Here is a 25,811-nt window from a genome sequence, read left to right as displayed (position 1 = left end):
AATCAGTTGCGGAACGGGAATTTGAACGCACGCAGCAGAGCGCGGCCTTCATCATCGTTCTTGGCAGTGGTGGTCAGGGTGATGTCCAGACCGCGGAGAGCATCGATCTTGTCGTAGTCGATTTCCGGGAAGATGATCTGCTCTTTAACGCCCATGCTGTAGTTACCACGACCATCGAAGGACTTGGCATTCAGGCCGCGGAAGTCGCGGACCCGAGGCAGGGAGATCGACAGCAGACGATCCAGGAATTCGTACATACGCTCACGGCGCAGAGTCACTTTGACGCCGATCGGCCATCCTTCACGGACTTTAAAGCCAGCGATGGATTTACGAGCGTAGGTCACAACGACTTTTTGGCCGGTGATCTTTTCCAGGTCAGCAACAGCGTGCTCGATGACTTTTTTGTCGCCGATCGCTTCGCCCAGACCCATGTTCAGGGTGATTTTGGTAACGCGCGGAACTTCCATCACGTTCGAAAGCTTAAGTTCTTCCTTAAGTTTCGGTGCGATTTCCTTCCGGTAAATCTCTTTTAGTCGTGCCATGGTCTTCTACCTAGCAGTGTTCAAGCATCAACCGCTTTTTGGGTCGACTTGAAGACACGAATTTTCTTACCGTCTTCTACTTTGAAACCAACGCGGTCAGCCTTGTTGGTTTCGCCGTTGAAGATGGCGACGTTAGAAGCGTGCAGTGGCGCTTCTTTCTCGACGATACCGCCTTGTACGCCCGACATCGGGTTAGGCTTGGTATGACGCTTGACCAGGTTCAGACCACCAACGACCAGACGGTCATCAGCAAGAACCTTCAGCACCTTACCGCGCTTACCTTTGTCTTTGCCGGCGATCACGATGATCTCGTCGTCACGACGAATCTTTTGCATGTCGGATCTCCTTACAGCACTTCTGGGGCGAGCGAGACGATCTTCATGAACTTCTCAGTACGAAGTTCACGGGTCACTGGCCCAAAGATACGGGTGCCGATCGGCTCTTGCTTGTTGTTCAGAAGAACAGCAGCGTTGCCATCAAAGCGGATAATGGAGCCATCTGCACGGCGTACGCCGTGACGAGTGCGGACTACAACAGCAGTCATCACTTGGCCTTTTTTCACTTTACCGCGAGGAATTGCTTCCTTCACGGTAACTTTGATGATGTCACCGATACCAGCGTAACGACGATGGGAGCCACCCAGCACCTTGATGCACATAACGCGGCGTGCGCCGCTGTTATCGGCCACATCGAGCATGGATTGAGTCTGAATCATATAATTTCTCCGACCCCTAGTCCTTAGACTTCCACAGCGCGTTCGAGAACATCAACCAGGGCCCAAGACTTGGTCTTGGCCAACGGACGAGTTTCACGAATAGTGACTTTGTCGCCGATGTGGCACTGGTTGGTTTCGTCGTGCGCGTGCAGCTTAGTCGAACGCTTAACGTATTTACCGTAGATTGGGTGCTTAACGCGACGCTCGATCAAAACGGTGATGGTTTTGTCCATCTTGTCGCTGACAACACGGCCAGTCAGCGTACGGACAGTCTTTTCGGCTTCAGCCATGATCACTTACCTGCCTGCTGGTTGAGCACAGTCTTCACGCGAGCAATGTCACGCTTAACTTGCGAGAGCAGATGAGACTGCCCCAACTGGCCAGTTGCTTTCTGCATACGCAGATTGAACTGGTCGCGCAGCAGGCCGAGCAGTTGCTCGTTCAGCTGCTGTGCGGATTTTTCACGAAGTTCATTCGCTTTCATCACATCACCGTCCGTTTAACAAAGGAGGTGGCGAGCGGCAGCTTTGCAGCAGCCAGGGCGAAAGCCTCACGCGCCAGCTCTTCAGTAACACCCTCGATTTCATACAGGACTTTGCCTGGCTGAATCTGGGCAACCCAATATTCCACGTTACCCTTACCTTTACCCATCCGAACTTCGAGGGGCTTTTTGGAGATAGGCTTGTCCGGGAATACACGGATCCAGATCTTGCCGCCACGTTTAACGTGACGGGTCAGTGCACGACGCGCTGACTCGATCTGACGAGCGGTGAGACGACCACGAGCTACAGACTTCAGCGCATATTCGCCGAAGCTGACTTTGCTACCGCGCTGAGCCAGACCACGGTTGTGGCCTGTCATCTGCTTGCGGAACTTCGTACGCTTTGGTTGCAACATTTGGCGTACCCCTTACTTAGCAGCTTTTTTACGAGGCGCTGGTGCTTGTGGTTTCAGTTCTTCTTGGCGACCACCAATTACTTCGCCTTTGAAGATCCAAACCTTTACACCGATCACACCGTAGGTGGTGTGAGCTTCGTAGTTGGCATAGTCGATGTCGGCACGCAGGGTGTGCAGTGGCACACGACCTTCGCGATACCATTCAGTACGTGCGATTTCAGCACCGCCGAGACGACCGCTCACTTGGATTTTGATGCCTTTGGCACCAATGCGCATGGCGTTCTGTACTGCGCGCTTCATAGCGCGACGGAACATAACGCGACGCTCCAGCTGCTGAGCTACGCTCTGCGCAACCAGCATACCGTCGAGCTCCGGCTTGCGGATCTCTTCGATATTGATGTGCACAGGCACACCCATTTGCTTGGTCAGGTCCTGACGCAGTTTCTCAACATCTTCACCTTTCTTCCCGATAACGATACCTGGACGAGCGGTGTGGATGGTGATACGTGCAGTTTGAGCAGGACGATGGATATCGATACGGCTCACGGACGCGCTTTTTAGTTTGTCTTGGAGATACTCACGCACCTTCAGATCAGCGAACAAGTAGTCCGCATAAGTCCGACCGTCTGCGTACCAGACGGAGGTGTGCTCCTTGACGATTCCCAGGCGAATGCCAATGGGATGTACTTTCTGACCCATCTCTTCGACTCCGTTACTTGTCAGCAACCTTGACAGTGATATGGCAAGACCGCTTGACGATGCGATCAGCTCGGCCTTTGGCACGAGGCATGATGCGCTTCAGCGAACGCCCTTCGTTGACGAAAACGGTGCTGACCTTCAGGTCATCAACGTCTGCGCCTTCGTTGTGCTCGGCGTTGGCTACGGCCGACTCCAGCACTTTCTTGATGATCTCGGCGGCTTTCTTACTGCTGAAAGCCAACAGGTTGAGCGCTTCGCCCACCTTCTTCCCGCGGATCTGGTCGGCGACCAAGCGGGCTTTCTGGGCGGAGATTCGAGCGCCCGACAACTTAGCGGCTACTTCCATCGTTCCTTACCCCTTAACGCTTGGCTTTCTTGTCTGCCACGTGCCCACGATATGTGCGGGTACCGGCAAACTCGCCTAGTTTGTGGCCGACCATGTCTTCGTTCACGAGAACTGGAACATGTTGACGACCGTTATGCACTGCGATGGTCAGACCGACCATTTGTGGCAGGATCATCGAACGACGCGACCAGGTTTTCACCGGTTTGCGATCGTTCTTTTCCGCCGCCACTTCGATCTTCTTCAGTAGGTGAAGATCAATAAAAGGACCTTTTTTCAGAGAACGTGGCACTGTCGTATCCCTCTATTTACTTGCGACGACGGACGATCATTTTGTCGGTACGCTTATTACCACGAGTCTTCGCGCCCTTAGTCGGGAAGCCCCATGGCGATACCGGATGACGACCACCAGAGGTACGACCTTCACCACCACCGTGTGGGTGGTCAACCGGGTTCATGGCAACACCACGAACGGTTGGGCGAACGCCACGCCAGCGTTTGGCACCAGCTTTACCCAGCGAACGCAGGCTGTGCTCGGAGTTCGAGACTTCGCCCAGGGTCGCACGGCATTCAGCCAATACTTTACGCATTTCACCAGAGCGCAGACGCAGGGTCACGTAGACACCTTCACGAGCGATCAGCTGAGCCGAAGCACCAGCGGAACGAGCGATTTGCGCGCCTTTACCCGGCTTCAATTCGATGCCGTGTACGGTGCTACCAACTGGAATGTTGCGCAGTTGCAGAGCGTTGCCCGGCTTGATCGGTGCCAAAGCACCTGCGATCAGCTGGTCACCAGCACTCACGCCTTTAGGGGCGATGATGTAGCGACGCTCGCCATCTGCGTACAGCAGCAGAGCGATGTGAGCAGTACGGTTTGGATCGTATTCGATACGCTCGACAGTGGCAGCGATGCCATCTTTGTCGTTGCGACGGAAGTCGACCAGACGATAATGCTGCTTATGGCCACCACCGATGTGACGAGTGGTAATACGACCATTGTTGTTACGACCACCAGTCTTCGATTTCTTCTCGAGCAGCGGTGCGTGAGGAGCGCCTTTATGCAGCTCCTGGTTGACCACCTTGACCACAAAACGGCGGCCAGGGGAAGTCGGTTTGCATTTAACGATTGCCATGATGCACCCCTTCCTTACTCAGCACTGCTGCTGAAATCGAGATCTTGGCCTGGCTGAAGGGAGATAACTGCCTTCTTCCAGTCATTACGCTTGCCCAGACCGCGAGCAGTGCGCTTGCTCTTACCCAGAACATTCAGGGTAGTAACACGCTCTACTTTCACGCTGAACAGGCTTTCGACGGCCTTCTTGATTTCCAGCTTGGTTGCGTCAGTTGCAACCTTGAAAACGAACTGGCCTTTCTTGTCAGCCAGAACCGTAGCCTTTTCGGAAACGTGCGGGCCAAGCAGAACTTTAAATACGCGTTCCTGGTTCATCCCAGCAGCTCCTCGAATTTCTTCACGGCCGACACGGTGATCAACACCTTGTCGTATGCGATCAGACTAACTGGATCGGAACCTTGCACGTCACGTACATCAACGTGTGGCAGGTTGCGAGCAGCCAGGTACAGGTTCTGATCAACAGCTTCAGACACGATCAGGACGTCAGTCAGGCCCATGCCGTTCAGCTTGTTCAGCAGATCTTTGGTTTTCGGCGCTTCAACAGCGAAGTCCTGAACCACGACCAGACGATCAGTACGCACGAGTTCAGCAAGGATGGAGCGCAGTGCTGCGCGATACATCTTCTTGTTGAGCTTCTGGGTGTGATCCTGTGGACGTGCTGCGAAAGTGGTACCGCCGCCACGCCAGATTGGGCTACGGATAGTACCGGCACGAGCGCGGCCAGTACCTTTCTGACGCCAAGGGCGCTTACCGCCACCACGAACGTCGGAACGGGTCTTTTGCTGCTTGCTACCTTGACGGCCGCCGGCCATGTAGGCCACGACTGCTTGGTGAACCAGCGTCTCGTTGAATTCGCCGCCAAATGTCAGTTCGGAAACTTCGATCGCTTGAGCGTCATTTACGTTTAATTGCATGTCAGCTTCCCCTTAACCGCGAGCCTTGGCCGCTGGACGTACAACCAGGTTGCCGCCAGTAGCGCCAGGAACAGCACCCTTGACCAACAACAGATTGCGTTCAGCGTCGACGCGCACTACTTCGAGGGACTGCACGGTCACGCGCTCAGCGCCCATATGACCGGACATTTTTTTGCCCTTGAATACACGACCAGGAGTCTGGCACTGGCCAATAGAGCCCGGGACGCGGTGGGAAACGGAGTTACCGTGAGTGTTGTCTTGGCCACGGAAATTCCAACGCTTGATCGTACCCTGGAAGCCTTTACCCTTGGACTGACCGGTTACATCAACCAGTTGACCAGCGGCGAAGATTTCAGCGTTGATCAGATCGCCAGCCTGGTAGTCGCCGTCTTCAAGACGGAACTCCATGACAGTACGACCAGCTGCAACGTTTGCTTTAGCGAAGTGACCTGCTTGAGCAGCAGTCACACGCGAAGCACGACGCTCGCCGACAGTGACTTGCACTGCACGATAGCCATCGGTTTCTTCAGTTTTAAACTGGGTGACGCGATTCGGTTCGATCTCAATGACCGTGACCGGAATGGAGACACCTTCTTCGGTGAAAATACGGGTCATACCGCATTTACGACCGACTACACCAATAGTCATGTTGTAAACCTCATGAGTGTACGGGGCTTTCACCCGCTATGGCCGCCCATTTCAGAGCGTTACACGACTAAGACCCAAGTCTTAGCCGAGGCTGATCTGTACTTCCACACCGGCCGCCAGATCAAGCTTCATAAGTGCATCAACGGTTTTATCCGTTGGCAGGACGATGTCCAGCACGCGCTTATGAGTACGGATCTCGTACTGGTCACGCGCGTCTTTGTTGACGTGCGGGGAGACCAGAACGGTGAACCGCTCTTTACGGGTAGGCAGTGGAATTGGACCACGCACTTGAGCACCAGTACGTTTCGCGGTTTCCACGATTTCCTGGGTGGATTGGTCGATCAGTTTGTGGTCAAAAGCCTTCAACCTGATACGAATTTGCTGATTTGCCATTGGATTTCAGACTCCGGCTGCTATTCCCAGCGAGCGCAACACGCCCGTTAAAAGGAGGCGCAATTCTATAGACGCCCCATATGGGTGTCAACTCAATAAAAAAGCCCCCGCTGAGCGGGGGCTTTTTCAAGTCATCACTTATTAAGCGATGATTTTGGCTACGACGCCAGCGCCGACGGTACGACCGCCTTCACGGATAGCGAAACGCAGACCATCTTCCATTGCGATGGTTTTGATCAGGGTGACAACCATTTTGATGTTGTCGCCTGGCATTACCATTTCAACGCCTTCCGGCAGTTCGCAGTTACCGGTCACGTCAGTGGTCCGGAAGTAGAACTGTGGACGGTAGCCTTTGAAGAACGGAGTGTGACGACCGCCTTCTTCTTTGCTCAACACGTACACTTCAGCTTCGAAGGTAGTGTGCGGCTTAACCGAACCTGGCTTGACCAGAACCTGGCCACGCTCAACGTCGTCACGCTTGGTACCACGCAGCAGAACGCCGCAGTTCTCGCCTGCACGACCTTCGTCGAGCAGTTTACGGAACATTTCAACACCGGTGCAGGTGGTGACAGTAGTGTCACGCAGACCAACGATTTCCAGTGGATCTTGAACCTTAACGATACCGCGCTCGATACGACCAGTCACAACAGTACCACGACCGGAGATCGAGAATACGTCTTCGATTGGCATCAGGAACGGCTTGTCGATAACACGAACTGGATCTGGGATGTAGCTGTCCAGAGTCTCAACCAGTTTACGAACGGCAGTGGTGCCCATTTCGTTGTCGTCAAGACCGTCCAGAGCCATACGAGCAGAACCGATGATGATCGGAGTGTCGTCGCCTGGGAAGTCGTAAGTGCTCAGCAGATCGCGCACTTCCATCTCAACCAGTTCCAGCAGCTCAGCGTCGTCTACCAGGTCAGCCTTGTTCAGGAAAACCACGATGTACGGAACGCCTACCTGACGGGACAGCAGGATGTGCTCACGGGTTTGTGGCATCGGACCATCAGCGGCCGAGCAAACCAGGATCGCGCCGTCCATCTGGGCAGCACCGGTGATCATGTTCTTCACATAGTCAGCGTGACCTGGGCAGTCAACGTGAGCGTAGTGACGGATCAGCGAGTTGTATTCAACGTGCGCGGTGTTGATGGTGATACCACGAGCTTTTTCTTCTGGTGCGCTGTCGATCTTGTCGAAGTCAACACGAGCCGAACCGAAAACTTCGGAGCAGACGCGAGTCAGAGCAGCGGTCAGAGTGGTTTTACCGTGGTCAACGTGGCCGATAGTGCCAACGTTTACGTGCGGTAGGGAACGATCAAATTTTTCTTTAGCCACGACAATTAACTCCTTGCCTAAAGGACTGAATCAGCCTTGTTTTTTGGATACAGTTTCAGCGATGTGCGCCGGAGCTGTGTTGTATTTTTTGAATTCCATAGAGTAGCTTGCGCGACCCTGAGACATGGAACGAACGTCGGTCGCATAACCGAACATCTCGCCCAACGGAACCTCGGCACGAATCACTTTGCCGGAAACCGTATCTTCCATACCCAAGATCATGCCGCGACGACGGTTAAGGTCGCCCATCACGTCACCCATGTAGTCTTCAGGCGTAACGACTTCTACTGCCATGATTGGCTCAAGCAACTCACCACCGCCCTTCTGGGCCAGTTGCTTGGTAGCCATGGAAGCAGCCACCTTAAACGCCATCTCGTTGGAGTCGACGTCGTGGTAAGAACCGTCAAAAACGGTCGCCTTCAGGCCGATGAGCGGATAGCCGGCAACAACACCGTTCTTCATCTGCTCTTCGATACCCTTCTGGATAGCCGGGATGTATTCCTTAGGAACAACACCGCCCACTACTTCGTTCACGAATTGCAGACCTTCCTGACCTTCATCAGCAGGAGCAAAACGGATCCAGCAATGGCCGAACTGGCCACGACCGCCGGACTGACGAACGAATTTGCCTTCGATTTCGCAGTTCTTCGTGATGCGCTCACGATAGGAAACCTGAGGCTTACCGATGTTGGCTTCGACGTTGAACTCACGGCGCATCCGGTCAACCAGGATGTCCAGGTGAAGCTCGCCCATGCCGGAGATGATCGTTTGACCAGTCTCTTCATCAGTCTTGACGCGGAAAGATGGATCTTCCTGAGCAAGCTTGCCCAGAGCGATACCCATTTTTTCCTGGTCATCCTTGGTCTTAGGCTCAACGGCAACCGAAATAACCGGCTCCGGGAAGTCCATGCGAACCAGGATGATTGGCTTGGCAGCGTCGCACAAGGTCTCACCAGTGGTGACGTCCTTCATGCCGATCAGGGCCGCGATGTCACCAGCGCGTACTTCCTTGATCTCTTCACGGGCGTTTGCGTGCATTTGCACCATACGACCCACACGCTCTTTCTTGCCTTTAACCGAGTTGATCACGCCGTCGCCGGAGGCCAACACGCCCGAGTAAACGCGGACGAAGGTCAAAGTACCCACGAATGGGTCAGTAGCGATCTTGAACGCCAGAGCCGAGAACGGCTCGCTGTCATCGGCGTGACGCTCCATCTCTTCTTCCTCGTTATCAGGGTTGGTACCCTTGATAGCAGGAATGTCGGTTGGAGCAGGCAGGTAGTCGATAACGGCGTCGAGAACCAGGGGAACACCCTTGTTCTTGAAGGAAGAACCGCAAACAGCCAGAACGATCTCACCAGCGATAGTACGCTGACGCAGAGCGGCCTTGATTTCCACGTTGGTGAGTTCTTCACCTTCGAGGTACTTGTTCATCAGCTCTTCGCTGGCTTCAGCAGCAGCCTCAACCATGTTGTTACGCCACTCGTCAGCCAGCTCCTGCAGTTCTGCAGGGATAGGCTTACGAACAGGAACCATGCCTTTGTCAGCGTCATTCCAGTAAACAGCTTCCATGTTGATCAGATCGATCTGACCCTGGAAGTTGTCTTCGGAACCGATAGCCAACTGGATTGGCACCGGAGTGTGACCCAGACGCTGTTTGATCTGACCGATCACGCGCAGGAAGTTGGCACCAGCACGGTCCATCTTGTTTACGTAAACAAGACGTGGAACGCCGTACTTGTTGGCCTGACGCCATACGGTTTCCGACTGAGGCTCAACACCCGAAGTACCGCAGAACACAACGACAGCGCCGTCGAGTACGCGCAGGGAACGCTCAACTTCAATGGTGAAGTCTACGTGGCCCGGGGTATCGATTACGTTGAAGCGGTGCTCGTCCTTGTACTGCTTCTCGGAACCTTTCCAGAAGGCGGTAATAGCAGCAGAAGTAATGGTAATACCACGCTCCTGCTCCTGAACCATCCAGTCTGTGGTCGCGGCGCCGTCATGCACCTCGCCCATTTTGTGACTTTTGCCGGTGTAAAACAGTACGCGCTCGGTGGTGGTGGTTTTACCAGCATCCACGTGAGCAACGATACCGATGTTACGGTAGCGGCTAATCGGAGTAGTACGAGCCATAAAGCCCTCGCAAAATTAGTGAAGCTAGAATTAGAAGCGGTAGTGCGAGAAAGCTTTGTTGGCTTCAGCCATACGGTGCACGTCTTCACGCTTCTTAACAGCAGCACCTTTACCTTCAGCAGCGTCCAACAGTTCGCCAGCCAAACGCAGGGCCATAGACTTCTCGCCGCGCTTACGGGCGAAGTCTACCAACCAGCGCATTGCCAAAGCGTTACGACGGGACGGGCGAACTTCAACCGGAACCTGGTAAGTAGCACCGCCTACACGGCGCGACTTCACTTCGACCAGCGGAGCGATGGCGTCGAGAGCTTTCTCGAAGATTTCCAGGGGGTCGCTGTTCTTGCGTTCTTTAACCTTTTCCAGCGCGCCATAAACGATACGCTCGGCAACGGCTTTCTTGCCGCTTTCCATTACGTGGTTCATGAACTTGGCCAGGATTTGGCTTCCGTATTTTGGATCGTCAAGCACTTCGCGCTTGGCTGCTACGCGTCTTCTTGGCATGGATAAGCCCTCAAACGGTCTTCAGGTTCGCTCGGAATCGGTGCCCTTTCGGGACGCCTCCGACCTTACTCTTATCGACTCAGAAAATAAGATGATTCAGTTTTACAAAAAGCCGCTACTACTTAGGCTTCTTGGTACCGTACTTCGAACGACCCTGGTTACGACCTTTAACGCCGGAAGTATCCAAGGAGCCGCGTACGGTGTGGTAACGAACACCTGGCAAGTCTTTTACACGACCGCCGCGGATCAGTACCACGCTGTGCTCTTGCAGGTTGTGACCTTCACCGCCGATGTACGAGGAAACCTCGAAACCGTTGGTCAGGCGCACACGGCATACTTTACGCAGTGCCGAGTTAGGTTTTTTCGGCGTAGTGGTATACACGCGAGTGCATACGCCACGACGTTGCGGGCAGTTCTGCAGCGCAGGCACGTCGGATTTCTCGACGATACGCTTACGCGGCTGACGTACCAGCTGGTTGATAGTTGCCATCTACTAGCTCCACTGTTGTCTTGCGACGCTATTGTCTTGCAAGAAAAGCAAAATGGCAGGAACGAATTCCCGCCAAATTTAGGGGTACAAGAGTCTAAAGAGGATCTTGTCCCCAGTCAAGGCAAGGCCCCGACCTCCCCTTCCATCGAACCGGGACAAATCTGTCTCGATCCGACGAACGGGGCTGCCAGGGCCCGGTCTTATTTACCGCAGAACTCAGTTACCGCTTGAGTTCAGCGCTTCGGTCAGTGCAGCTTCCACTTCACTGGCGCTTACGCGCAACGGCTTGTCGAGTTCACGGCGACGCTTACGCTCGCTGTGGTAGGCCAAACCGGTACCGGCCGGGATCAGACGACCCACAACCACGTTTTCTTTCAGGCCGCGCAGGTAATCGCGCTTGCCGGTTACCGCTGCTTCGGTCAGTACGCGAGTGGTCTCCTGGAAGGAGGCCGCCGAGATGAACGACTCAGTGGACAACGACGCCTTGGTGATACCCAGCAACACACGAGTGAACTTGGAAACGAATTTCTCGTCGTTCGCCAGGCGCTCGTTCTCTACCAGTACGTGAGTCAGTTCCATCTGGTCGCCCTTGATGAAACTCGAATCGCCGGATTCAGCGATTTCAACTTTACGCAGCATCTGACGCAGGATGGTCTCGATGTGCTTATCGTTGATCTTCACGCCTTGCAGACGGTAAACGTCCTGGATCTCGTTAACGATGTACTTGGCCAGCGCACTCACACCCAGCAGACGCAGGATGTCGTGTGGATCGCTCGGGCCGTCGGAGATAACTTCGCCGCGGTTTACCTGTTCGCCTTCGAAGACGTTCAGGTGACGCCACTTCGGAATCAGCTCTTCGTACGGATCGCTACCGTCGTTCGGGGTGATAACCAGGCGGCGCTTGCCCTTGGTCTCTTTACCGAACGCGATGGTGCCGCTGACTTCAGCCAGAATCGACGCTTCTTTCGGACGACGAGCTTCGAACAAGTCGGCAACACGCGGCAGACCACCGGTGATGTCACGGGTCTTCGAAGTTTCTTGCGGGATACGAGCGATAACATCACCGATCGCGATCTTCGCACCATCCGCAACACCGACCAGGGCGTTGGCTGGCAGGAAGTACTGAGCGATAACGTCAGTGCCTGGCAGCAACAGATCCTTGCCGTTGTCATCAACCATCTTCACGGCAGGACGGATATCTTTGCCTGCAGCTGGACGGTCTTTGGCGTCGAGTACTTCAATGTTGGTCATACCGGTCAATTCGTCAGTCTGACGCTTGATCGTGATGCCTTCTTCCATGCCCACGTAGGTCACGGTACCTTTCATTTCGGTAACGATTGGGTGAGTGTGCGGATCCCACTTGGCCACGATTGCGCCAGCGTCGACCTTGTCACCTTCTTTAACCGAAATCACAGCACCGTACGGCAGCTTGTAACGCTCGCGCTCACGACCGTAGTCATCAGCGATTGCCAGCTCACCGGAACGGGACACAGCAACCAGGTGGCCATCCACTCGCTCAACGTGCTTCAGGTTGTGCAGACGGACGGTACCGCCATTCTTCACCTGAACGCTGTCGGCGGCGGAGGTCCGGCTTGCCGCACCACCGATGTGGAACGTACGCATGGTCAGCTGGGTACCCGGCTCACCGATGGACTGGGCAGCGATAACGCCGACCGCTTCACCGATGTTCACCTGGTGACCACGAGCCAAGTCACGGCCGTAGCACTTGGCGCAAATGCCGTAGCGGGTTTCGCAGCTGATCGGCGAGCGAACAATCACTTCGTCGATGCTGTTGAGTTCGATGAACTCGACCCACTTCTCGTCTACCAGGGTGCCGGCAGGAACGATGACTTCCTCGGTACCTGGCTTGAATACGTCACGGGCGATTACTCGACCCAGTACGCGCTCACCCAACGGTTCTACAACGTCGCCGCCTTCGATGTGCGGAGTCATCAGCAGACCGTGTTCGGTGCCGCAGTCAACTTCAGTCACAACCAAGTCTTGCGCAACGTCTACCAGACGACGAGTCAGGTAACCGGAGTTAGCGGTTTTCAACGCGGTATCCGCCAGACCTTTACGAGCACCGTGAGTCGAGATGAAGTACTGAAGTACGCTCAAACCTTCACGGAAGTTCGCAGTAATCGGCGTTTCGATGATGGAACCGTCCGGCTTGGCCATCAGGCCACGCATACCGGCGAGCTGACGGATCTGCGCAGCAGAACCCCGTGCGCCCGAGTCGGCCATCATGTACATCGAGTTGAACGACTCTTGATCGACTTCCACGCCATGACGGTCGATAACACGCTCTTTCGAGAGGTTCGACATCATCGCCTTCGACACTTCGTCGTTGGCCTTGGACCAAAGGTCGATCACTTTGTTGTACTTCTCGCCCTGGGTTACCAGGCCGGAGGCGTACTGGCTTTCGATCTCTTTCACTTCATCGGTGGCAGCACCGATGATGGCGGCTTTCTCGTCCGGGATAACGAAGTCGTTAACACCGATGGAAACGCCGGAAATGGTCGAATAAGCAAAACCGGTGTACATCAACTGGTCAGCGAAGATAACGGTCTCTTTCAAACCAACCACGCGGTAGCACTGGTTGATCAGCTTGGAGATCGCCTTTTTCTTCATTGGCTGGTTGACCACGTCGTACGACAGGCCAGGTGGAACAACCTGGAACAGCAGCGCACGGCCGACAGTGGTGTCGACGATACGGGTGTTCTTGACGCTGCCACCGTCACGATCGTTGATAGTTTCGTGGATGCGGACTTTAACCTTGGCGTGCAGTGCGGCTTCGCCGGCACGGAACACACGGTCAACTTCCTGCAGATCCGCGAACACACGACCTTCGCCCTTGGCGTTGATCGCTTCACGAGTCATGTAGTACAGACCCAATACAACGTCCTGCGACGGAACGATGATTGGCTCACCGTTGGCTGGCGACAGAATGTTGTTGGTCGACATCATCAACGCACGCGCTTCCAGCTGGGCTTCCAGCGTCAGCGGTACGTGCACGGCCATTTGGTCGCCGTCGAAGTCGGCGTTGTACGCAGCACAGACCAGCGGGTGCAGCTGGATAGCCTTACCTTCGATCAGTACTGGTTCAAACGCCTGGATACCCAGACGGTGAAGGGTCGGTGCACGGTTGAGGAGAACCGGGTGTTCACGGATCACTTCAGCGAGAACGTCCCAAACCTCTGGCAGCTCGCGCTCGACCATTTTCTTGGCAGCTTTGATGGTGGTCGCGAGACCACGCATTTCCAGCTTGCCGAAAATGAACGGCTTGAACAGCTCGAGAGCCATCTTCTTCGGCAGACCGCACTGGTGCAGACGCAGGGTCGGGCCTACGGTAATTACCGAACGACCGGAGTAGTCAACACGCTTACCGAGCAAGTTCTGACGGAAACGACCCTGCTTACCCTTGATCATGTCAGCCAGGGATTTCAGAGGACGCTTGTTCGAACCGGTGATAGCGCGGCCACGACGACCGTTGTCGAGCAGGGCATCGACAGCTTCCTGCAACATACGCTTTTCGTTGCGCACGATGATGTCCGGAGCGGACAGGTCGAGCAGACGCTTCAAGCGGTTGTTACGGTTGATCACGCGACGGTACAGGTCGTTGAGGTCGGAAGTCGCGAAGCGACCACCATCCAACGGCACCAGCGGACGCAGGTCTGGCGGCAGAACCGGCAGAACGGTCAGCACCATCCACTCTGGCAAGTTGCCGGAACCCTGGAAGGCTTCCATCAACTTCAGACGCTTGGACAGTTTCTTGATCTTGGTTTCGGAGTTGGTTTGCGGAATTTCTTCACGCAGACGGCCAATCTCGTGTTCCAGGTCGATGGCGTGCAGCAGTTCGCGGACAGCTTCGGCACCCATGCGGGCATCGAAATCGTCGCCGAACTCTTCCAGCGCTTCGAAGTACTGCTCGTCGTTCAGCAGCTGACCCTTTTCAAGGGTGGTCATGCCTGGATCGATAACGACATAGCTCTCGAAGTAGAGAACGCGCTCGATATCACGCAGGGTCATGTCCATCAGCAAGCCGATACGGGACGGCAGTGATTTCAGGAACCAGATGTGGGCAACCGGCGAAGCCAGCTCGATGTGCGCCATGCGCTCACGACGAACCTTGGCCAGTGCAACTTCAACGCCGCACTTCTCGCAGATCACACCACGGTGCTTCAAGCGCTTGTACTTACCGCACAGGCACTCGTAATCCTTTACCGGGCCAAAGATCTTGGCGCAGAACAGGCCGTCACGCTCTGGTTTGAACGTACGGTAGTTGATGGTTTCCGGCTTTTTAACTTCACCGAACGACCACGAACGGATCATCTCAGGCGATGCCAACCCAATACGGATGGCGTCGAACTCTTCGACTTGACCCTGGTTTTTCAGCAAATTCAGTAGGTCTTTCAAGGCCTTTCCTCCTGGCGGAGCAGAGAGCGGGCTAAACAGCCCCGCTCTCGATTCGCGTCACGTGTTATTCGGTTTCCAGATCGATATCGATGCCGAGGGAACGAATTTCTTTGATCAACACGTTGAAAGACTCGGGCATGCCCGGCTCCATACGGTGATCGCCGTCCACGATGTTTTTGTACATCTTGGTCCGACCGTTCACATCGTCCGACTTCACTGTGAGCATTTCTTGCAGAGTGTAAGCAGCACCGTATGCTTCCAGTGCCCAGACCTCCATCTCCCCGAAACGCTGACCACCGAACTGAGCCTTACCACCCAGCGGCTGCTGGGTAACCAGGCTGTACGAACCGGTAGAACGAGCGTGCATCTTGTCGTCTACCAAGTGGTTCAGCTTCAGCATGTACATGTAGCCAACAGTAACCGGGCGCTCAAACTTGTTGCCGGTACGGCCGTCGAACAGCTGCATCTGGCCGCTTTCTGGCAGGTCTGCCAGTTTCAGCATGGCCTTGATTTCGCTTTCCTTGGCACCGTCGAACACCGGGGTAGCCATTGGAACGCCGCCGCGCAGGTTCTTCGCCAGATCCAGGATTTCCTGGTCGGAGAAGGTGTCCAGCTCTTCGTTGCGACCGCCGATCTCGTTGTAGATCTCGTGCAGGAACTTGCGCAGGTCTGCGACCTTGCGCTGCTCTTCGATCATACGGTTGATCTTCTCGCCCAGACCTTTGGCCGCGAGGCCCAGGTGGGTTTCAAGGATCTGACCAACGTTCATACGCGAAGGTACGCCCAACGGGTTGAGGACGACATCGACCGGGGTGCCATTGGCATCGTGCGGCATGTCTTCAACCGGCATGATCACGGAGACCACACCTTTGTTACCGTGACGACCGGCCATCTTGTCGCCCGGCTGGATGCGGCGACGGATTGCCAGGTAAACCTTGACGATTTTCAGCACGCCTGGAGCCAGGTCATCGCCCTGCTGCAGTTTGCGCTTCTTGTCTTCGAACTTGTCGTCCAGCAGACGGCGACGATCGACGATGTAGGCCTGGGCCTTCTCGAGCTGCTCGTTCAGAGCATCTTCAGCCATGCGCAGTTTGAACCACTGCCCGTGCTCAAGACCGTCGAGTACTTCGTCGGTGATGTCCTGACCTTTCTTCAGACCTGCGCCGCCTTCAGCCTTGTGGCCTACCAGGGCGGAACGCAGACGTTCGAAGGTCGCGCCTTCAACGATACGGAACTCTTCGTTCAGATCCTTGCGGATCTCGTCGAGTTGGGTCTTCTCGATGGACAGCGCACGAGCATCACGCTCAACGCCGTCACGGGTGAAGACCTGTACGTCGATGACAGTGCCCTTGGTACCGGTAGGTACACGCAGGGAAGTGTCTTTAACGTCGCTGGCTTTTTCACCGAAGATGGCACGCAACAGCTTCTCTTCCGGAGTCAGTTGGGTCTCGCCTTTCGGAGTGACCTTGCCTACCAGAATGTCGCCTGCGCCAACTTCAGCACCTACGTAAACGATACCGGCTTCGTCCAGCTTGTTCAGTGCAGCTTCACCCACGTTCGGGATGTCTGCAGTGATTTCCTCTGGCCCAAGCTTGGTGTCACGCGCCACACAGGTCAGTTCCTGAATGTGGATCGTGGTGAAGCGATCTTCCTGAACCACACGCTCGGACAGGCAGATGGAGTCTTCGAAGTTGTAACCGTTCCAGGCCATGAACGCGATGCGCATGTTCTGACCCAGTGCCAGCTCACCCATATCGGTGGACGGACCGTCTGCCATGATGTCGCTGCGCTGAACCCGATCACCCTTGCTGACCAGCGGACGCTGGTTGATGCAGGTGTTCTGGTTGGAGCGGGTGTATTTGGTCAAGTTGTAGATGTCGACACCGGCTTCGCCAGTTTCAACTTCGTCATCGGCAACACGAACCACGATACGGCTGGCATCAACGGAGTCGATCACGCCGCCACGACGAGCCACGACGCAAACGCCGGAGTCACGGGCTACGTTACGCTCCATGCCGGTACCTACCAGCGGCTTGTCAGCGCGCAGGGTCGGTACAGCTTGACGCTGCATGTTGGAACCCATCAACGCACGGTTGGCGTCATCGTGTTCCAGGAACGGGATCAGCGACGCTGCAACCGAAACTACCTGCTTCGGCGATACGTCCATCAAGGTGACGTCTTCCGGCGCCTTGACGGTGAACTCGTTCAAGTGACGAACAGCTACCAGCTCGTCGATCAGCATTTTCTTGTCGTTCATCGTGGCCGAAGCCTGAGCGATCACGTGATCAGCTTCTTCGATGGCGGACAGGAACACGATCTCGTCGGTGACCAGTGCGTCTTTCACCACGCGGTACGGGCTCTCGAGGAAGCCGTACTGGTTGGTGCGCGCATAGGCAGCCAGGGAGTTGATCAGGCCGATGTTCGGACCTTCCGGCGTTTCAATCGGGCATACACGACCGTAGTGAGTCGGGTGTACGTCACGGACTTCAAAGCCTGCACGCTCACGAGTCAGACCGCCCGGGCCCAGTGCGGAAACACGGCGCTTGTGGGTGATCTCGGAGAGCGGGTTGTTCTGGTCCATGAACTGCGAGAGCTGGCTGGAACCGAAGAACTCTTTCACCGCCGCAGCCACTGGCTTGGCGTTGATCAGGTCTTGCGGCATCAGGCCTTCGCTTTCGGCCATCGACAGACGCTCTTTGACCGCACGCTCAACACGTACCAGGCCAACGCGGAACTGGTTCTCGGCCATTTCGCCTACGCAGCGAACACGACGGTTACCCAGGTGGTCGATGTCATCGACGATGCCTTTGCCGTTACGGATGTCGACCAGGGTCTTCAGTACCGCGACGATGTCTTCCTTGCACAGCACGCCCGAACCTTCGATCTCGGTACGACCGATACGACGGTTGAACTTCATCCGGCCGACCGCAGACAGGTCATAGCGCTCAGGGCTGAAGAACAGGTTGTTGAACAGGGTCTCGGCAGCGTCTTTGGTTGGTGGCTCGCCAGGACGCATCATGCGATAGATCTCGACCAGCGCTTCCAATTGGTTGCTGGTGGAGTCGATCTTCAGGGTGTCGGAGACGAACGGGCCGCAGTCGATGTCGTTGGTGTACAGGGTCTCGATGCGAACAACCTGGGACTTGGCGATTTTCGCCAGGATCTCGGTGTTCAGCTCGGTGTTGCATTCAGCCAGGATTTCGCCGGTGGCCGGGTGCACGATGACCTTGGCGGTGGTGCGACCCAGGACGTAGTCCAGAGGCACTTCCAGCGTCTTGATACCGGCTTTTTCGATCTGGTTGATGTGGCGCGCGGTAATACGGCGGCCGGCTTCAACGATGACCTTGCCTTTTTCGTCCTGGATGTCCAGAACGGCAATCTCACCACGCAGGCGCTGAGGCACCAGTTCCAGGCTGAGGGTTTCGCCGCTCAGGTGGAATACGTTAGTGGTGTAGAAAGCGTCCAGCACTTGCTCAGTGGTATAGCCGAGCGCGCGCAGCAGTACCGAGGCCGGCAGCTTGCGACGACGGTCGATACGCACGAACACGCAGTCTTTCGGGTCGAACTCGAAGTCCAACCACGAACCGCGGTACGGAATGATCCGCGCGGAGTACAGGAGCTTGCCGGAGCTGTGCGTCTTGCCGCGGTCGTGGTCAAAGAACACGCCCGGGGAACGGTGCAGCTGGGAAACGATAACGCGCTCGGTACCGTTGATAACGAAGGTACCGTTCTCAGTCATCAGGGGGATTTCACCCATGTAGACTTCTTGCTCTTTGATGTCCTTGATCGCTTTGTTCGACGACTCTTTGTCGAAGATGATCAGACGGACTTTTACCCGCAAAGGTACGGCGTACGTAACACCGCGCAACACGCATTCTTTGACATCAAATGCCGGTTCGCCCAGGCGATAACCGACGTACTCCAGCGCAGCATTGCCGGAGTAGCTGATGATCGGGAAAACGGATTTGAAGGCCGCATGCAGGCCCACGTCGCGGAACTGATCTTTGGTCGCTCCCGCCTGCAAGAATTCACGATACGAATCCAGCTGGATAGCCAGAAGGTACGGGACATCCATGACGTCCGGCAACTTGCTAAAGTCCTTGCGGATACGTTTTTTCTCAGTATATGAGTAAGCCATCAGCGTTCCCCAGCTTGGTCACCTGCTTGTTTGGCCCCTCCCGACGGGAGCAGCCAGAAAATCTTGCAAACCCCATGGTTTGCGCCACCGCATCGGGTGGTTACAGCGCGTTATAGGCGACGACCGAGTCGATTGCCAATAACGGAAAAAGGCCGGTGGCAAGAGCCACCAGCCATCAGCCTTCAGCTTAACGCTTGGGCTGGAGACGCAAGGTCGATGCTTACTTCAGCTCGACTTTAGCGCCTGCTTCTTCCAGCACTGCTTTAGCTTTGTCAGCTGCGTCTTTCGACACTGCTTCCAGAACCTGGGCAGGGGCGCCGTCAACTACTGCCTTGGCTTCTTTCAGGCCCAGACCGGTCAGTTCACGTACTGCCTTGATCACGTTTACTTTCTTCTCGCCAGCTTCCAGCAGCATGACGTTGAATTCGGTTTGCTCTTCAGCAGCAACAGCGGCAACAGCTGGGCCAGCCGAAGCAGCGGCAGCGGAAACACCGAATTTTTCTTCGAAAGCTTTGATCAGCTCAACAACCTGCAGAACCGACATTTCAGCTACGGCGTTGAGGATATCGTCTTGGGAGATAGACATTGCTGTAATTCCTGAATTGGGGGACGGCCTACGCGGCCATCGAAATAAACAAAAATACGCGAGAGGAGATGCTCAGCCTTAGGCTGCGGCAGCTTCTTTTTGCTCGCGAACTGCGGCCAGAGTACGAGCCAACTTGCTGGTAGCGCCTTGAATCACGCTCATCAGCTGAGAAATAGCTTCGTTACGGGTCGGCAGTGTTGCCAGTACGTCGATTTGGTTAGCTGCGAGGAACTTGCCCTCGAACGCAGCTGCCTTGATCTCGAACTTATCCTGACCCTTGGCGAATTCCTTGAACAAACGGGCAGCAGCGCCAGGATGTTCCTTGGAGAACGCAATCAGGGTCGGGCCGGTGAACACGTCGTTGAGGACACTGTATTCAGTGTCAGCAACAGCGCGCTTGAGCAGGGTGTTACGTACAACACGTACGTATACGCCAGCTTCACGAGCCTCTTTACGGAGTCCGGTCATAGCGCTTACTGTCACACCACGGGCATCAGCCACGACAGCGGACAGAGCAGCTTTGGCAGCCTCGTTGACTTCAGCGACGATGGCCTTCTTGTCTTCGAGATTAATTGCCACGGGTTTAACTCCTGCTTGTTACCGTTTCATCTGGCCTGGGCCGGATGTCGTTTTGGTGTCTGATTCGGTAAGGAACCGGGAGCACCATCTGCGTAGGCTTGTGGTTTAAGACTTGCGTCGCCTACGGTCTTGGATAGCCCCCGCCAGGCAGGGACCCCAATCTTTCAATTGGCGCAATTACTTGCGCCAATTTGTGTCTTATACGTCCAGCGAGCCTTGGTCGATGACCAGACCTGGGCCCATAGTGGTGCTCAGGGTAACGCGCTTGACGTAGATACCTTTCGAGGAAGCTGGCTTGATACGCTTCAGGTCAGCGATCAGGGCTTCAACGTTTTCCTTCAGCTTGACGGCATCAAAGCCGACTTTGCCAACGGAGGTGTGAATGATGCCGTTTTTGTCGGTGCGATAACGAACCTGACCAGCCTTGGCGTTTTTAACCGCGGTAGCTACGTCTGGAGTCACGGTGCCGACTTTAGGGTTAGGCATCAGGCCACGTGGACCGAGGATCTGACCCAACTGACCTACAACGCGCATTGCATCCGGGGAAGCAATTACGACGTCATAGTTCAGGTCGCCGCCTTTCATTTCGGCAGCCAGGTCGTCCATGCCAACGCGATCGGCGCCGGCGGCCAGAGCAGCTTCAGCTGCTGGGCCTTGGGTGAAGACAGCTACACGTACAGTCTTGCCAGTACCGTGTGGCAGCACAGTAGCGCTACGAACGACCTGGTCGGATTTACGTGGGTCAACGCCCAGGTTTACAGCAACGTCAACAGACTCGCTGAACTTGACAGTCGACAGCTCGGTCAGCAGAGCAGCAGCGTCTACAAAATTGTAGGACTTGCCCGCTTCGATTTTGCCGGCGATAGCCTTTTGGCGCTTGGTCAGCTTAGCCATTACACACCCTCCACGTTAAGGCCCATGCTACGAGCAGAACCGGCGATGGTACGCACGGCTGCATCCATATCAGCTGCAGTCAGATCCGCGTTTTTGGTTTTCGCGATTTCTTCCAGCTGAGCACGGGTCACGGTGCCAACCTTAACGGTGTTAGGACGAGCGGAACCGCTAGTCAGACCAGCAGCTTTCTTCAACAGAACCGAAGCCGGGGTCGACTTGGTTTCGAAGGTGAAGCTACGGTCGCTGTATACAGTGATGATCACTGGAGTCGGCAGACCTGGCTCAATACCCTGAGTACGGGCGTTGAAGGCCTTGCAGAATTCCATGATGTTCACGCCGTGCTGACCCAGAGCTGGACCAACAGGTGGGCTTGGGTTGGCCTGAGCGGCCTTCACTTGCAGCTTGATGTAAGCGGTAATCTTCTTGGCCATGAGGCACTCCAATTACGGGTTCGAACGCCTCGAAAGGCTCCCCGGTTACTTGCGCGTTTATCCCAGTGACGACAAAACCCCACAGCCTAAGGCTGCGGGGTTGGGATGCTTGCTCAGCTAGACTTTTTCGACCTGGCTGAACTCTAGCTCTACCGGAGTAGAGCGACCGAAAATGAGCACTGCCACTTGGATCCGGCTCTTTTCGTAGTTAACTTCTTCGACGGTGCCGTTAAAATCAGCGAACGGACCATCTGTGACACGAACAACCTCACCCGGCTCGAACAACGTCTTCGGCTTGGGCTTGTCGCTACCATCAGCAACGCGACGCAGAATTGCTTCTGCTTCTTTGTCAGTGATCGGAGCAGGCTTATCAGCGGTACCGCCGATGAAACCCATGACGCGAGGAGTGTCCTTGACCAAGTGCCAAGTACCCTCATTCATGTCCATTTGAACCAGCACGTAGCCAGGGAAGAACTTACGTTCGCTTTTGCGTTTCTGGCCATTACGCATTTCAACCACTTCTTCAGTGGGAACCAGAATTTCGCCGAAGCCATCTTCCATGCCTGCCAGCTTTACGCGCTCTAGCAAAGAGCGCATGACATGCTTCTCGTAACCCGAGTAAGCATGCACAACGTACCAACGCTTAGCCACGGGACACCCTTAGCCAACAATCAAGGAAACAAGCCAGCCGAGCAGGGAATCAAGCCCCCACAACAGCAACGCCATAACCAGAACAACAGCTACCACGATCAACGTGGTCTGCGTGGTTTCTTGGCGAGTCGGCCAAACGACTTTACGGATCTCGGTACGAGCTTCCTTCACCAGGACCGCAAACGACTTGCCTTTTGCAGTCTGCAGGCCAACAAAGGCAGCAACAGCAGCAAGGGCGAGCAATGCGAGGACACGGTACAGGATTGGCGACCCAGAGTAGTACTGGTTGCCAACAACGCCTACAACCACAACAGCGACTACTACAAGCCACTTGAGCAGATCGAAGCGAGAGCCTTGAGCTTCAGCCTTAGGAGTCATCTATGAAGATCCTGTGAAAAGAAAGCCAGACACACCAAGTGAATCTGGCAGGTCAGGAGGGAATCGAACCCCCAACCTACGGTTTTGGAGACCGTCGCTCTGCCAATTGAGCTACTGACCTAAAACAAAATCAGGCCGACAATTATGCCGATCTGAAAAAGACTTTACAACAACAAACCCCTGCAGACCTGAAACCCACCCAAACAAAACAGCGAGAGAGGGCATATTCAACCGGAGGTAGCTGTTAAAACAAAGGCAGATATTTTCATATCTGCCTTGTTATATGGAGCTCTTGAGCGGATTTGAACCGCTGACCTCACCCTTACCAAGGGTGTGCTCTACCAACTGAGCTACAAGAGCGAAACAACTTGCACAACCTGCAAACTTGGAGCGGGTAGCGGGAATCGAACCCGCATCATCAGCTTGGAAGGCTGAGGTTCTACCACTAAACTATACCCGCGGAGCTTGCAGCTCACGCTAAAATGGTGGAGGGGGAAGGATTCGAACCTTCGAAGTCGTAGACGTCAGATTTACAGTCTGATCCCTTTGGCCGCTCGGGAACCCCTCCTAAGCGAGCCGGCATTCTACATCATGCCAGCCTTCTGTCAAGCATTTTCTCATTAAAAAATATGAGGTTAGCTGCATTGACCTTCGCTTCACCCTGTCGACCTAGAAGGTCTTCACTGCGAAGCGGGCGCCATTCTATGCAAACTATTCGAAGGTTGCAATGCCTTCGCACGGCATTATTTTATGTTTTAACTCATTGAATTCATTAGCAAGGTTTTCAAAGGGCAGATCATCGGCCAGACGCCTGCTTTCAGGGGCCACTCGCAGCCAGTATCCCGACGCATCAGGCAGGTTCAGAGACAGCAGCCTGACCTTGATATCCAGGCTGGTGAGGCGCTGCTCAACGGACTGAGCCTCTTTCTGATCAGGCAAACCGCCGATATACAAGCACGTCGCCTGCGCATCAGGCGCTTTTGCCCTGTCTCGCCGAACCATCGCATCAGCCGATTCGCTCAACAGGCGGATATCTTGCTGAGAACCACGATAGAGAGCCAAAGGCGTGACATCTTTAGCGCGCAGAGGGGCCTCCTGCTGATGCCAGATGTAATAGAAGACATTGAGGACCAGCAAAAGCAGAAACAGCCAACGCATAAAAACCTCAGGACAAAGGGCACGCCATCGCCAAGCCAACAAAAACCAGATCAGGGACAAGCCTACCGTGAGGCACAGCGTCAGCCACGAGCTCAGCGTCCCCACCGGTAAGGAAGACGGTAAAATCGCTCCCCCAATAGCTTCGAGCCAACTCCAGCTGGGTCAACACAAAACCCCTCAGCATGAGCGTACAGCCGCGCTCTACCGCCTCCACAGTTGTGCGCCCTGGAGACAGCGCCTCAAGAGCCCGTTCAGCGGCGATATCGTCATAGCGTATTTTGCGGGTATGTGTTCGAAGCTGATTACGCATCAGCGGCATCCCCGGACAAATGAAACCGCCGAGATGCTCACCGTCTGCGGAAATGAAGTCTGCTGTTGCGGCGGTGCCAAAATCGAGCACCAGGCACGCGCCCGACGCCAGCTGAAACCCACCCAGCATCGCGAGCCAACGATCCAGTCCCAGGCGCTCGAAATCTTCGTACCCGTTCCGCACCCCACCCATCTGTCTCGCCGAAGCAGCACACAGCACCTTGACGCCAAATGCCTCGACCAGGGTAGCGACCAGTTGACTCGTCTCATCCGAAGCGCGAACACTCACCAGCCGGCAGTCTTTTAACGCGAGCCCCGTGAGCGCGAACAGGCTGTCGATCAGCGAGGCATCCGACCCAACGACACCTTCGGCAAAGATACGAGCCTTATCCGACTCAAGTACCCGCCATTTGATAAAGCTATTCCCACAGTCGAGCTCAAGAATCATCACGCAACCTCAGGCTTAGCTCACCACCGCTATATACTTTCTCAACACCATCCACGCTCAACCGCAATGCACCTTGCCCATCGACCCCCAGCACCACGCCGTCAATCCGGTTCACGCCCGCGATGAGCGATACAGGCCGGCCCTGCCATAAATGGCTTTGCTCCCACTCACCCTGGATTGCCGAAAAGCCAGATGCCTGGTGACGCTCAAGATAAGCCTGCAGCTGCACTCCAAGACGCGCTACCAGGTAGTTGCGATCAACAGCACTGCCGCTCTCCAACTGTACGGAGCTCCATTGCTGATCGACCTCTTCCGCCTTCTGCATGTTCACGTTGATGCCGATACCAATAACGACGTGACAGACGTCAGCGGGATCCCCGACCAGTTCCAGGAGAATTCCGGCGATCTTTTTCTGCCCGACCAAAACGTCATTTGGCCACTTCAACCCTGCACCACGAACACCCGCGTCGCGCAGCGCCTGCATAACTGCAAGTCCGACCACCAGGCTTAGCCCTTCCAACTGACGCATGCCGCCTTCGATCCGCATCACAAGGCTGTAGTAGACGTTTTGAGCGAAAGGACTGACCCACTTTCGTCCGCGCCTTCCCCTGCCTGCAGTTTGCTGTTCTGAAAGCACAAGAAATGGCGCAGTGCGACCCGATTCAATCAGCCGCAATGCCTCGGCATTGGTAGAGTCAATGGAGTCAGAGATATGAACAGGCCATGCAGGAACAGGTACATGCCGAGCTATTTCATCGGCACTTAACAGTATCAGGGGCGCAGCCAACTGATACCCCCTGCCGCGCACTTTATGGATAGGTAGACCCAATTCCGCCTCGAGATGCTGAAGCTGCTTCCATACAGCACTGCGACTGACACCCAAGGCAGCACCGAGCGCCTCCCCGGAGTGGAATCGGCCATCTTTTAGAAGTTTCAACAACGTCAGCATGCAGGTCTCGCCTCACAATGAGGCACGCATGATAGCCATGCATTAGGCCATTGCATAGAAAGGCAGGACGTTAGCATTGAAGATGCTTGAAATTCGACCGCCCAAATTTTCCGACCGCCCAAAACAAAA

The 25,811-nt window shown here is 55.2% G+C and carries 29 protein-coding genes and 4 tRNA genes; all 33 read right to left on the bottom strand.

Annotated features, from left to right (window positions below; genetic code table 11):
• Positions 1-2: 2 nt before the first annotated feature.
• Positions 3-542: a 50S ribosomal protein L5 gene (gene rplE / locus HX801_RS01890; protein WP_003210069.1), complete on the bottom strand. Its 540-nt coding sequence runs from the start codon at positions 540-542 to the stop codon at positions 3-5.
• A 20-nt stretch (positions 543-562) separates the two neighbouring features.
• The gene (gene rplX / locus HX801_RS01885) at positions 563-877 is read right to left on the bottom strand and encodes a 50S ribosomal protein L24 (protein WP_007896770.1); all 315 of its coding nucleotides are present in this window, start codon (positions 875-877) and stop codon (positions 563-565) included.
• A gap of 11 nt (positions 878-888) precedes the next feature.
• Positions 889-1,257: a 50S ribosomal protein L14 gene (gene rplN, locus HX801_RS01880; RefSeq protein ID WP_002555479.1), complete on the bottom strand. Its 369-nt coding sequence runs from the start codon at positions 1,255-1,257 to the stop codon at positions 889-891.
• A gap of 23 nt (positions 1,258-1,280) precedes the next feature.
• Positions 1,281-1,547, bottom strand: coding sequence for a 30S ribosomal protein S17 (gene rpsQ / locus HX801_RS01875; RefSeq protein WP_003176419.1), 267 nt, complete (start codon positions 1,545-1,547; stop codon positions 1,281-1,283).
• Between the two features lie 2 nt (positions 1,548-1,549).
• Positions 1,550-1,741, bottom strand: a complete 192-nt coding sequence (gene rpmC, locus HX801_RS01870; protein ID WP_002555481.1) for a 50S ribosomal protein L29 — start codon at positions 1,739-1,741, stop codon at positions 1,550-1,552.
• On the bottom strand, positions 1,741-2,154 hold the full coding sequence (gene rplP, locus HX801_RS01865) for a 50S ribosomal protein L16 (RefSeq protein WP_003210075.1): 414 nt from the start codon (positions 2,152-2,154) through the stop codon (positions 1,741-1,743). The genes rpmC and rplP overlap by 1 nt, the downstream gene beginning before the upstream one ends.
• A 12-nt stretch (positions 2,155-2,166) precedes the next feature.
• Positions 2,167-2,853 (bottom strand): 30S ribosomal protein S3, encoded by a 687-nt coding sequence (gene rpsC, locus HX801_RS01860; protein ID WP_003176422.1) that lies wholly within the window; start codon positions 2,851-2,853, stop codon positions 2,167-2,169.
• A 13-nt stretch (positions 2,854-2,866) separates the two neighbouring features.
• On the bottom strand, positions 2,867-3,199 hold the full coding sequence (rplV, locus tag HX801_RS01855) for a 50S ribosomal protein L22 (RefSeq protein WP_003210077.1): 333 nt from the start codon (positions 3,197-3,199) through the stop codon (positions 2,867-2,869).
• Positions 3,200-3,212: 13 nt separating this feature from the next.
• Positions 3,213-3,488, bottom strand: coding sequence for a 30S ribosomal protein S19 (rpsS, locus tag HX801_RS01850; protein WP_002555486.1), 276 nt, complete (start codon positions 3,486-3,488; stop codon positions 3,213-3,215).
• A gap of 16 nt (positions 3,489-3,504) precedes the next feature.
• On the bottom strand, positions 3,505-4,329 hold the full coding sequence (gene rplB, locus HX801_RS01845) for a 50S ribosomal protein L2 (protein WP_003210080.1): 825 nt from the start codon (positions 4,327-4,329) through the stop codon (positions 3,505-3,507).
• A 14-nt stretch (positions 4,330-4,343) separates the two neighbouring features.
• A complete protein-coding gene (rplW, locus tag HX801_RS01840; protein WP_002555488.1) occupies positions 4,344-4,643 on the bottom strand; it encodes a 50S ribosomal protein L23 in 300 nt (99 codons plus the stop codon).
• The gene (gene rplD / locus HX801_RS01835) at positions 4,640-5,242 is read right to left on the bottom strand and encodes a 50S ribosomal protein L4 (RefSeq protein ID WP_003210082.1); all 603 of its coding nucleotides are present in this window, start codon (positions 5,240-5,242) and stop codon (positions 4,640-4,642) included. Before rplD ends, rplW begins: the two co-directional genes overlap by 4 nt.
• 12 nt (positions 5,243-5,254) lie before the next feature.
• Positions 5,255-5,890: a 50S ribosomal protein L3 gene (rplC, locus tag HX801_RS01830; protein WP_003194649.1), complete on the bottom strand. Its 636-nt coding sequence runs from the start codon at positions 5,888-5,890 to the stop codon at positions 5,255-5,257.
• Positions 5,891-5,971: 81 nt separating this feature from the next.
• Positions 5,972-6,283, bottom strand: coding sequence for a 30S ribosomal protein S10 (gene rpsJ / locus HX801_RS01825; RefSeq protein ID WP_003210084.1), 312 nt, complete (start codon positions 6,281-6,283; stop codon positions 5,972-5,974).
• Positions 6,284-6,424: 141 nt separating this feature from the next.
• The gene (gene tuf / locus HX801_RS01820) at positions 6,425-7,618 is read right to left on the bottom strand and encodes an elongation factor Tu (protein WP_003210085.1); all 1,194 of its coding nucleotides are present in this window, start codon (positions 7,616-7,618) and stop codon (positions 6,425-6,427) included.
• Between the two features lie 30 nt (positions 7,619-7,648).
• On the bottom strand, positions 7,649-9,754 hold the full coding sequence (gene fusA, locus HX801_RS01815; protein WP_003210087.1) for an elongation factor G: 2,106 nt from the start codon (positions 9,752-9,754) through the stop codon (positions 7,649-7,651).
• A 30-nt stretch (positions 9,755-9,784) separates the two neighbouring features.
• Positions 9,785-10,255, bottom strand: a complete 471-nt coding sequence (gene rpsG / locus HX801_RS01810; protein WP_002555493.1) for a 30S ribosomal protein S7 — start codon at positions 10,253-10,255, stop codon at positions 9,785-9,787.
• Between the two features lie 118 nt (positions 10,256-10,373).
• Entirely contained in the window at positions 10,374-10,745 is a 372-nt protein-coding gene (gene rpsL / locus HX801_RS01805) for a 30S ribosomal protein S12 (RefSeq protein ID WP_002555494.1), read from the bottom strand.
• Between the two features lie 216 nt (positions 10,746-10,961).
• Positions 10,962-15,161, bottom strand: coding sequence for a DNA-directed RNA polymerase subunit beta' (gene rpoC / locus HX801_RS01800; protein ID WP_003210090.1), 4,200 nt, complete (start codon positions 15,159-15,161; stop codon positions 10,962-10,964).
• Between the two features lie 64 nt (positions 15,162-15,225).
• Positions 15,226-19,299 carry a DNA-directed RNA polymerase subunit beta gene (rpoB, locus tag HX801_RS01795; RefSeq protein ID WP_017476319.1) on the bottom strand — a complete coding sequence of 1,358 codons (4,074 nt, stop codon included), beginning with the start codon at positions 19,297-19,299 and terminating at the stop codon, positions 15,226-15,228.
• 220 nt (positions 19,300-19,519) lie between these two features.
• Complete coding sequence (gene rplL, locus HX801_RS01790; RefSeq protein WP_003210093.1) at positions 19,520-19,885, bottom strand: 50S ribosomal protein L7/L12; 366 nt, start codon at positions 19,883-19,885, stop codon at positions 19,520-19,522.
• Positions 19,886-19,963: 78 nt separating this feature from the next.
• Positions 19,964-20,464 carry a 50S ribosomal protein L10 gene (gene rplJ, locus HX801_RS01785; protein WP_003210095.1) on the bottom strand — a complete coding sequence of 167 codons (501 nt, stop codon included), beginning with the start codon at positions 20,462-20,464 and terminating at the stop codon, positions 19,964-19,966.
• 198 nt (positions 20,465-20,662) lie between these two features.
• Positions 20,663-21,358: a 50S ribosomal protein L1 gene (gene rplA / locus HX801_RS01780; protein WP_003176434.1), complete on the bottom strand. Its 696-nt coding sequence runs from the start codon at positions 21,356-21,358 to the stop codon at positions 20,663-20,665.
• Positions 21,358-21,789, bottom strand: a complete 432-nt coding sequence (gene rplK / locus HX801_RS01775) for a 50S ribosomal protein L11 (RefSeq protein WP_003210097.1) — start codon at positions 21,787-21,789, stop codon at positions 21,358-21,360. The genes rplA and rplK overlap by 1 nt, the downstream gene beginning before the upstream one ends.
• 117 nt (positions 21,790-21,906) lie before the next feature.
• Positions 21,907-22,440 (bottom strand): transcription termination/antitermination protein NusG, encoded by a 534-nt coding sequence (nusG, locus tag HX801_RS01770; RefSeq protein WP_003176436.1) that lies wholly within the window; start codon positions 22,438-22,440, stop codon positions 21,907-21,909.
• A 9-nt stretch (positions 22,441-22,449) separates the two neighbouring features.
• The gene (secE, locus tag HX801_RS01765) at positions 22,450-22,818 is read right to left on the bottom strand and encodes a preprotein translocase subunit SecE (protein WP_003210099.1); all 369 of its coding nucleotides are present in this window, start codon (positions 22,816-22,818) and stop codon (positions 22,450-22,452) included.
• A 45-nt stretch (positions 22,819-22,863) separates the two neighbouring features.
• Positions 22,864-22,939, bottom strand: a tRNA-Trp gene (locus HX801_RS01760).
• A 163-nt stretch (positions 22,940-23,102) separates the two neighbouring features.
• Positions 23,103-23,178: transfer RNA gene (locus HX801_RS01755), tRNA-Thr, on the bottom strand.
• Positions 23,179-23,204: 26 nt separating this feature from the next.
• A tRNA-Gly gene (locus HX801_RS01750) sits at positions 23,205-23,278 on the bottom strand.
• A gap of 23 nt (positions 23,279-23,301) precedes the next feature.
• A tRNA-Tyr gene (locus HX801_RS01745) sits at positions 23,302-23,386 on the bottom strand.
• A gap of 143 nt (positions 23,387-23,529) precedes the next feature.
• Positions 23,530-23,976, bottom strand: a complete 447-nt coding sequence (locus HX801_RS01740) for a hypothetical protein (protein WP_102370007.1) — start codon at positions 23,974-23,976, stop codon at positions 23,530-23,532.
• A 7-nt stretch (positions 23,977-23,983) separates the two neighbouring features.
• Positions 23,984-24,733 carry a pantothenate kinase gene (locus tag HX801_RS01735; RefSeq protein ID WP_087692333.1) on the bottom strand — a complete coding sequence of 250 codons (750 nt, stop codon included), beginning with the start codon at positions 24,731-24,733 and terminating at the stop codon, positions 23,984-23,986.
• The gene (gene birA, locus HX801_RS01730) at positions 24,723-25,682 is read right to left on the bottom strand and encodes a bifunctional biotin--[acetyl-CoA-carboxylase] ligase/biotin operon repressor BirA (RefSeq protein WP_177021467.1); all 960 of its coding nucleotides are present in this window, start codon (positions 25,680-25,682) and stop codon (positions 24,723-24,725) included. Before birA ends, HX801_RS01735 begins: the two co-directional genes overlap by 11 nt.
• Between the last annotated feature and the right edge of the window lie 129 nt (positions 25,683-25,811).

Source organism: Pseudomonas sp. G1002, from assembly GCF_013385455.1.
Classification (GTDB): Bacteria; Pseudomonadota; Gammaproteobacteria; order Pseudomonadales; family Pseudomonadaceae; genus Aquipseudomonas.
The sequence above is the reverse complement of the archived record's forward strand: the minus strand, read 5'-3'. Positions and strand labels throughout refer to the sequence as shown.

Coding starts and splice junctions, on each gene's coding strand:
- rpsQ (WP_003176419.1), bottom strand. CDS start 1,547: ATGGCTGAAGCCGAAAAGACTGTCCGTACGCTGACTGGCCGTGTTGTC.
- rpsC (WP_003176422.1), bottom strand. CDS start 2,853: ATGGGTCAGAAAGTACATCCCATTGGCATTCGCCTGGGAATCGTCAAG.
- rplA (WP_003176434.1), bottom strand. CDS start 21,358: ATGGCTAAGCTGACCAAGCGCCAAAAGGCTATCGCCGGCAAAATCGAA.
- rplD (WP_003210082.1), bottom strand. CDS start 5,242: ATGCAATTAAACGTAAATGACGCTCAAGCGATCGAAGTTTCCGAACTG.
- rplE (WP_003210069.1), bottom strand. CDS start 542: ATGGCACGACTAAAAGAGATTTACCGGAAGGAAATCGCACCGAAACTT.
- rpsJ (WP_003210084.1), bottom strand. CDS start 6,283: ATGGCAAATCAGCAAATTCGTATCAGGTTGAAGGCTTTTGACCACAAA.
- rplX (WP_007896770.1), bottom strand. CDS start 877: ATGCAAAAGATTCGTCGTGACGACGAGATCATCGTGATCGCCGGCAAA.
- rplC (WP_003194649.1), bottom strand. CDS start 5,890: ATGACTATTGGTGTAGTCGGTCGTAAATGCGGTATGACCCGTATTTTC.
- rplK (WP_003210097.1), bottom strand. CDS start 21,789: ATGGCCAAGAAGATTACCGCTTACATCAAGCTGCAAGTGAAGGCCGCT.
- HX801_RS01735 (WP_087692333.1), bottom strand. CDS start 24,733: ATGATTCTTGAGCTCGACTGTGGGAATAGCTTTATCAAATGGCGGGTA.
- rplL (WP_003210093.1), bottom strand. CDS start 19,885: ATGTCTATCTCCCAAGACGATATCCTCAACGCCGTAGCTGAAATGTCG.
- rplW (WP_002555488.1), bottom strand. CDS start 4,643: ATGAACCAGGAACGCGTATTTAAAGTTCTGCTTGGCCCGCACGTTTCC.
- rpmC (WP_002555481.1), bottom strand. CDS start 1,741: ATGAAAGCGAATGAACTTCGTGAAAAATCCGCACAGCAGCTGAACGAG.
- rplB (WP_003210080.1), bottom strand. CDS start 4,329: ATGGCAATCGTTAAATGCAAACCGACTTCCCCTGGCCGCCGTTTTGTG.
- HX801_RS01740 (WP_102370007.1), bottom strand. CDS start 23,976: ATGCGTTGGCTGTTTCTGCTTTTGCTGGTCCTCAATGTCTTCTATTAC.
- birA (WP_177021467.1), bottom strand. CDS start 25,682: ATGCTGACGTTGTTGAAACTTCTAAAAGATGGCCGATTCCACTCCGGG.
- rpsL (WP_002555494.1), bottom strand. CDS start 10,745: ATGGCAACTATCAACCAGCTGGTACGTCAGCCGCGTAAGCGTATCGTC.
- rpsG (WP_002555493.1), bottom strand. CDS start 10,255: ATGCCAAGAAGACGCGTAGCAGCCAAGCGCGAAGTGCTTGACGATCCA.
- secE (WP_003210099.1), bottom strand. CDS start 22,818: ATGACTCCTAAGGCTGAAGCTCAAGGCTCTCGCTTCGATCTGCTCAAG.
- rplV (WP_003210077.1), bottom strand. CDS start 3,199: ATGGAAGTAGCCGCTAAGTTGTCGGGCGCTCGAATCTCCGCCCAGAAA.
- rplP (WP_003210075.1), bottom strand. CDS start 2,154: ATGTTGCAACCAAAGCGTACGAAGTTCCGCAAGCAGATGACAGGCCAC.
- rplN (WP_002555479.1), bottom strand. CDS start 1,257: ATGATTCAGACTCAATCCATGCTCGATGTGGCCGATAACAGCGGCGCA.
- rpoB (WP_017476319.1), bottom strand. CDS start 19,299: ATGGCTTACTCATATACTGAGAAAAAACGTATCCGCAAGGACTTTAGC.
- fusA (WP_003210087.1), bottom strand. CDS start 9,754: ATGGCTCGTACTACTCCGATTAGCCGCTACCGTAACATCGGTATCGTT.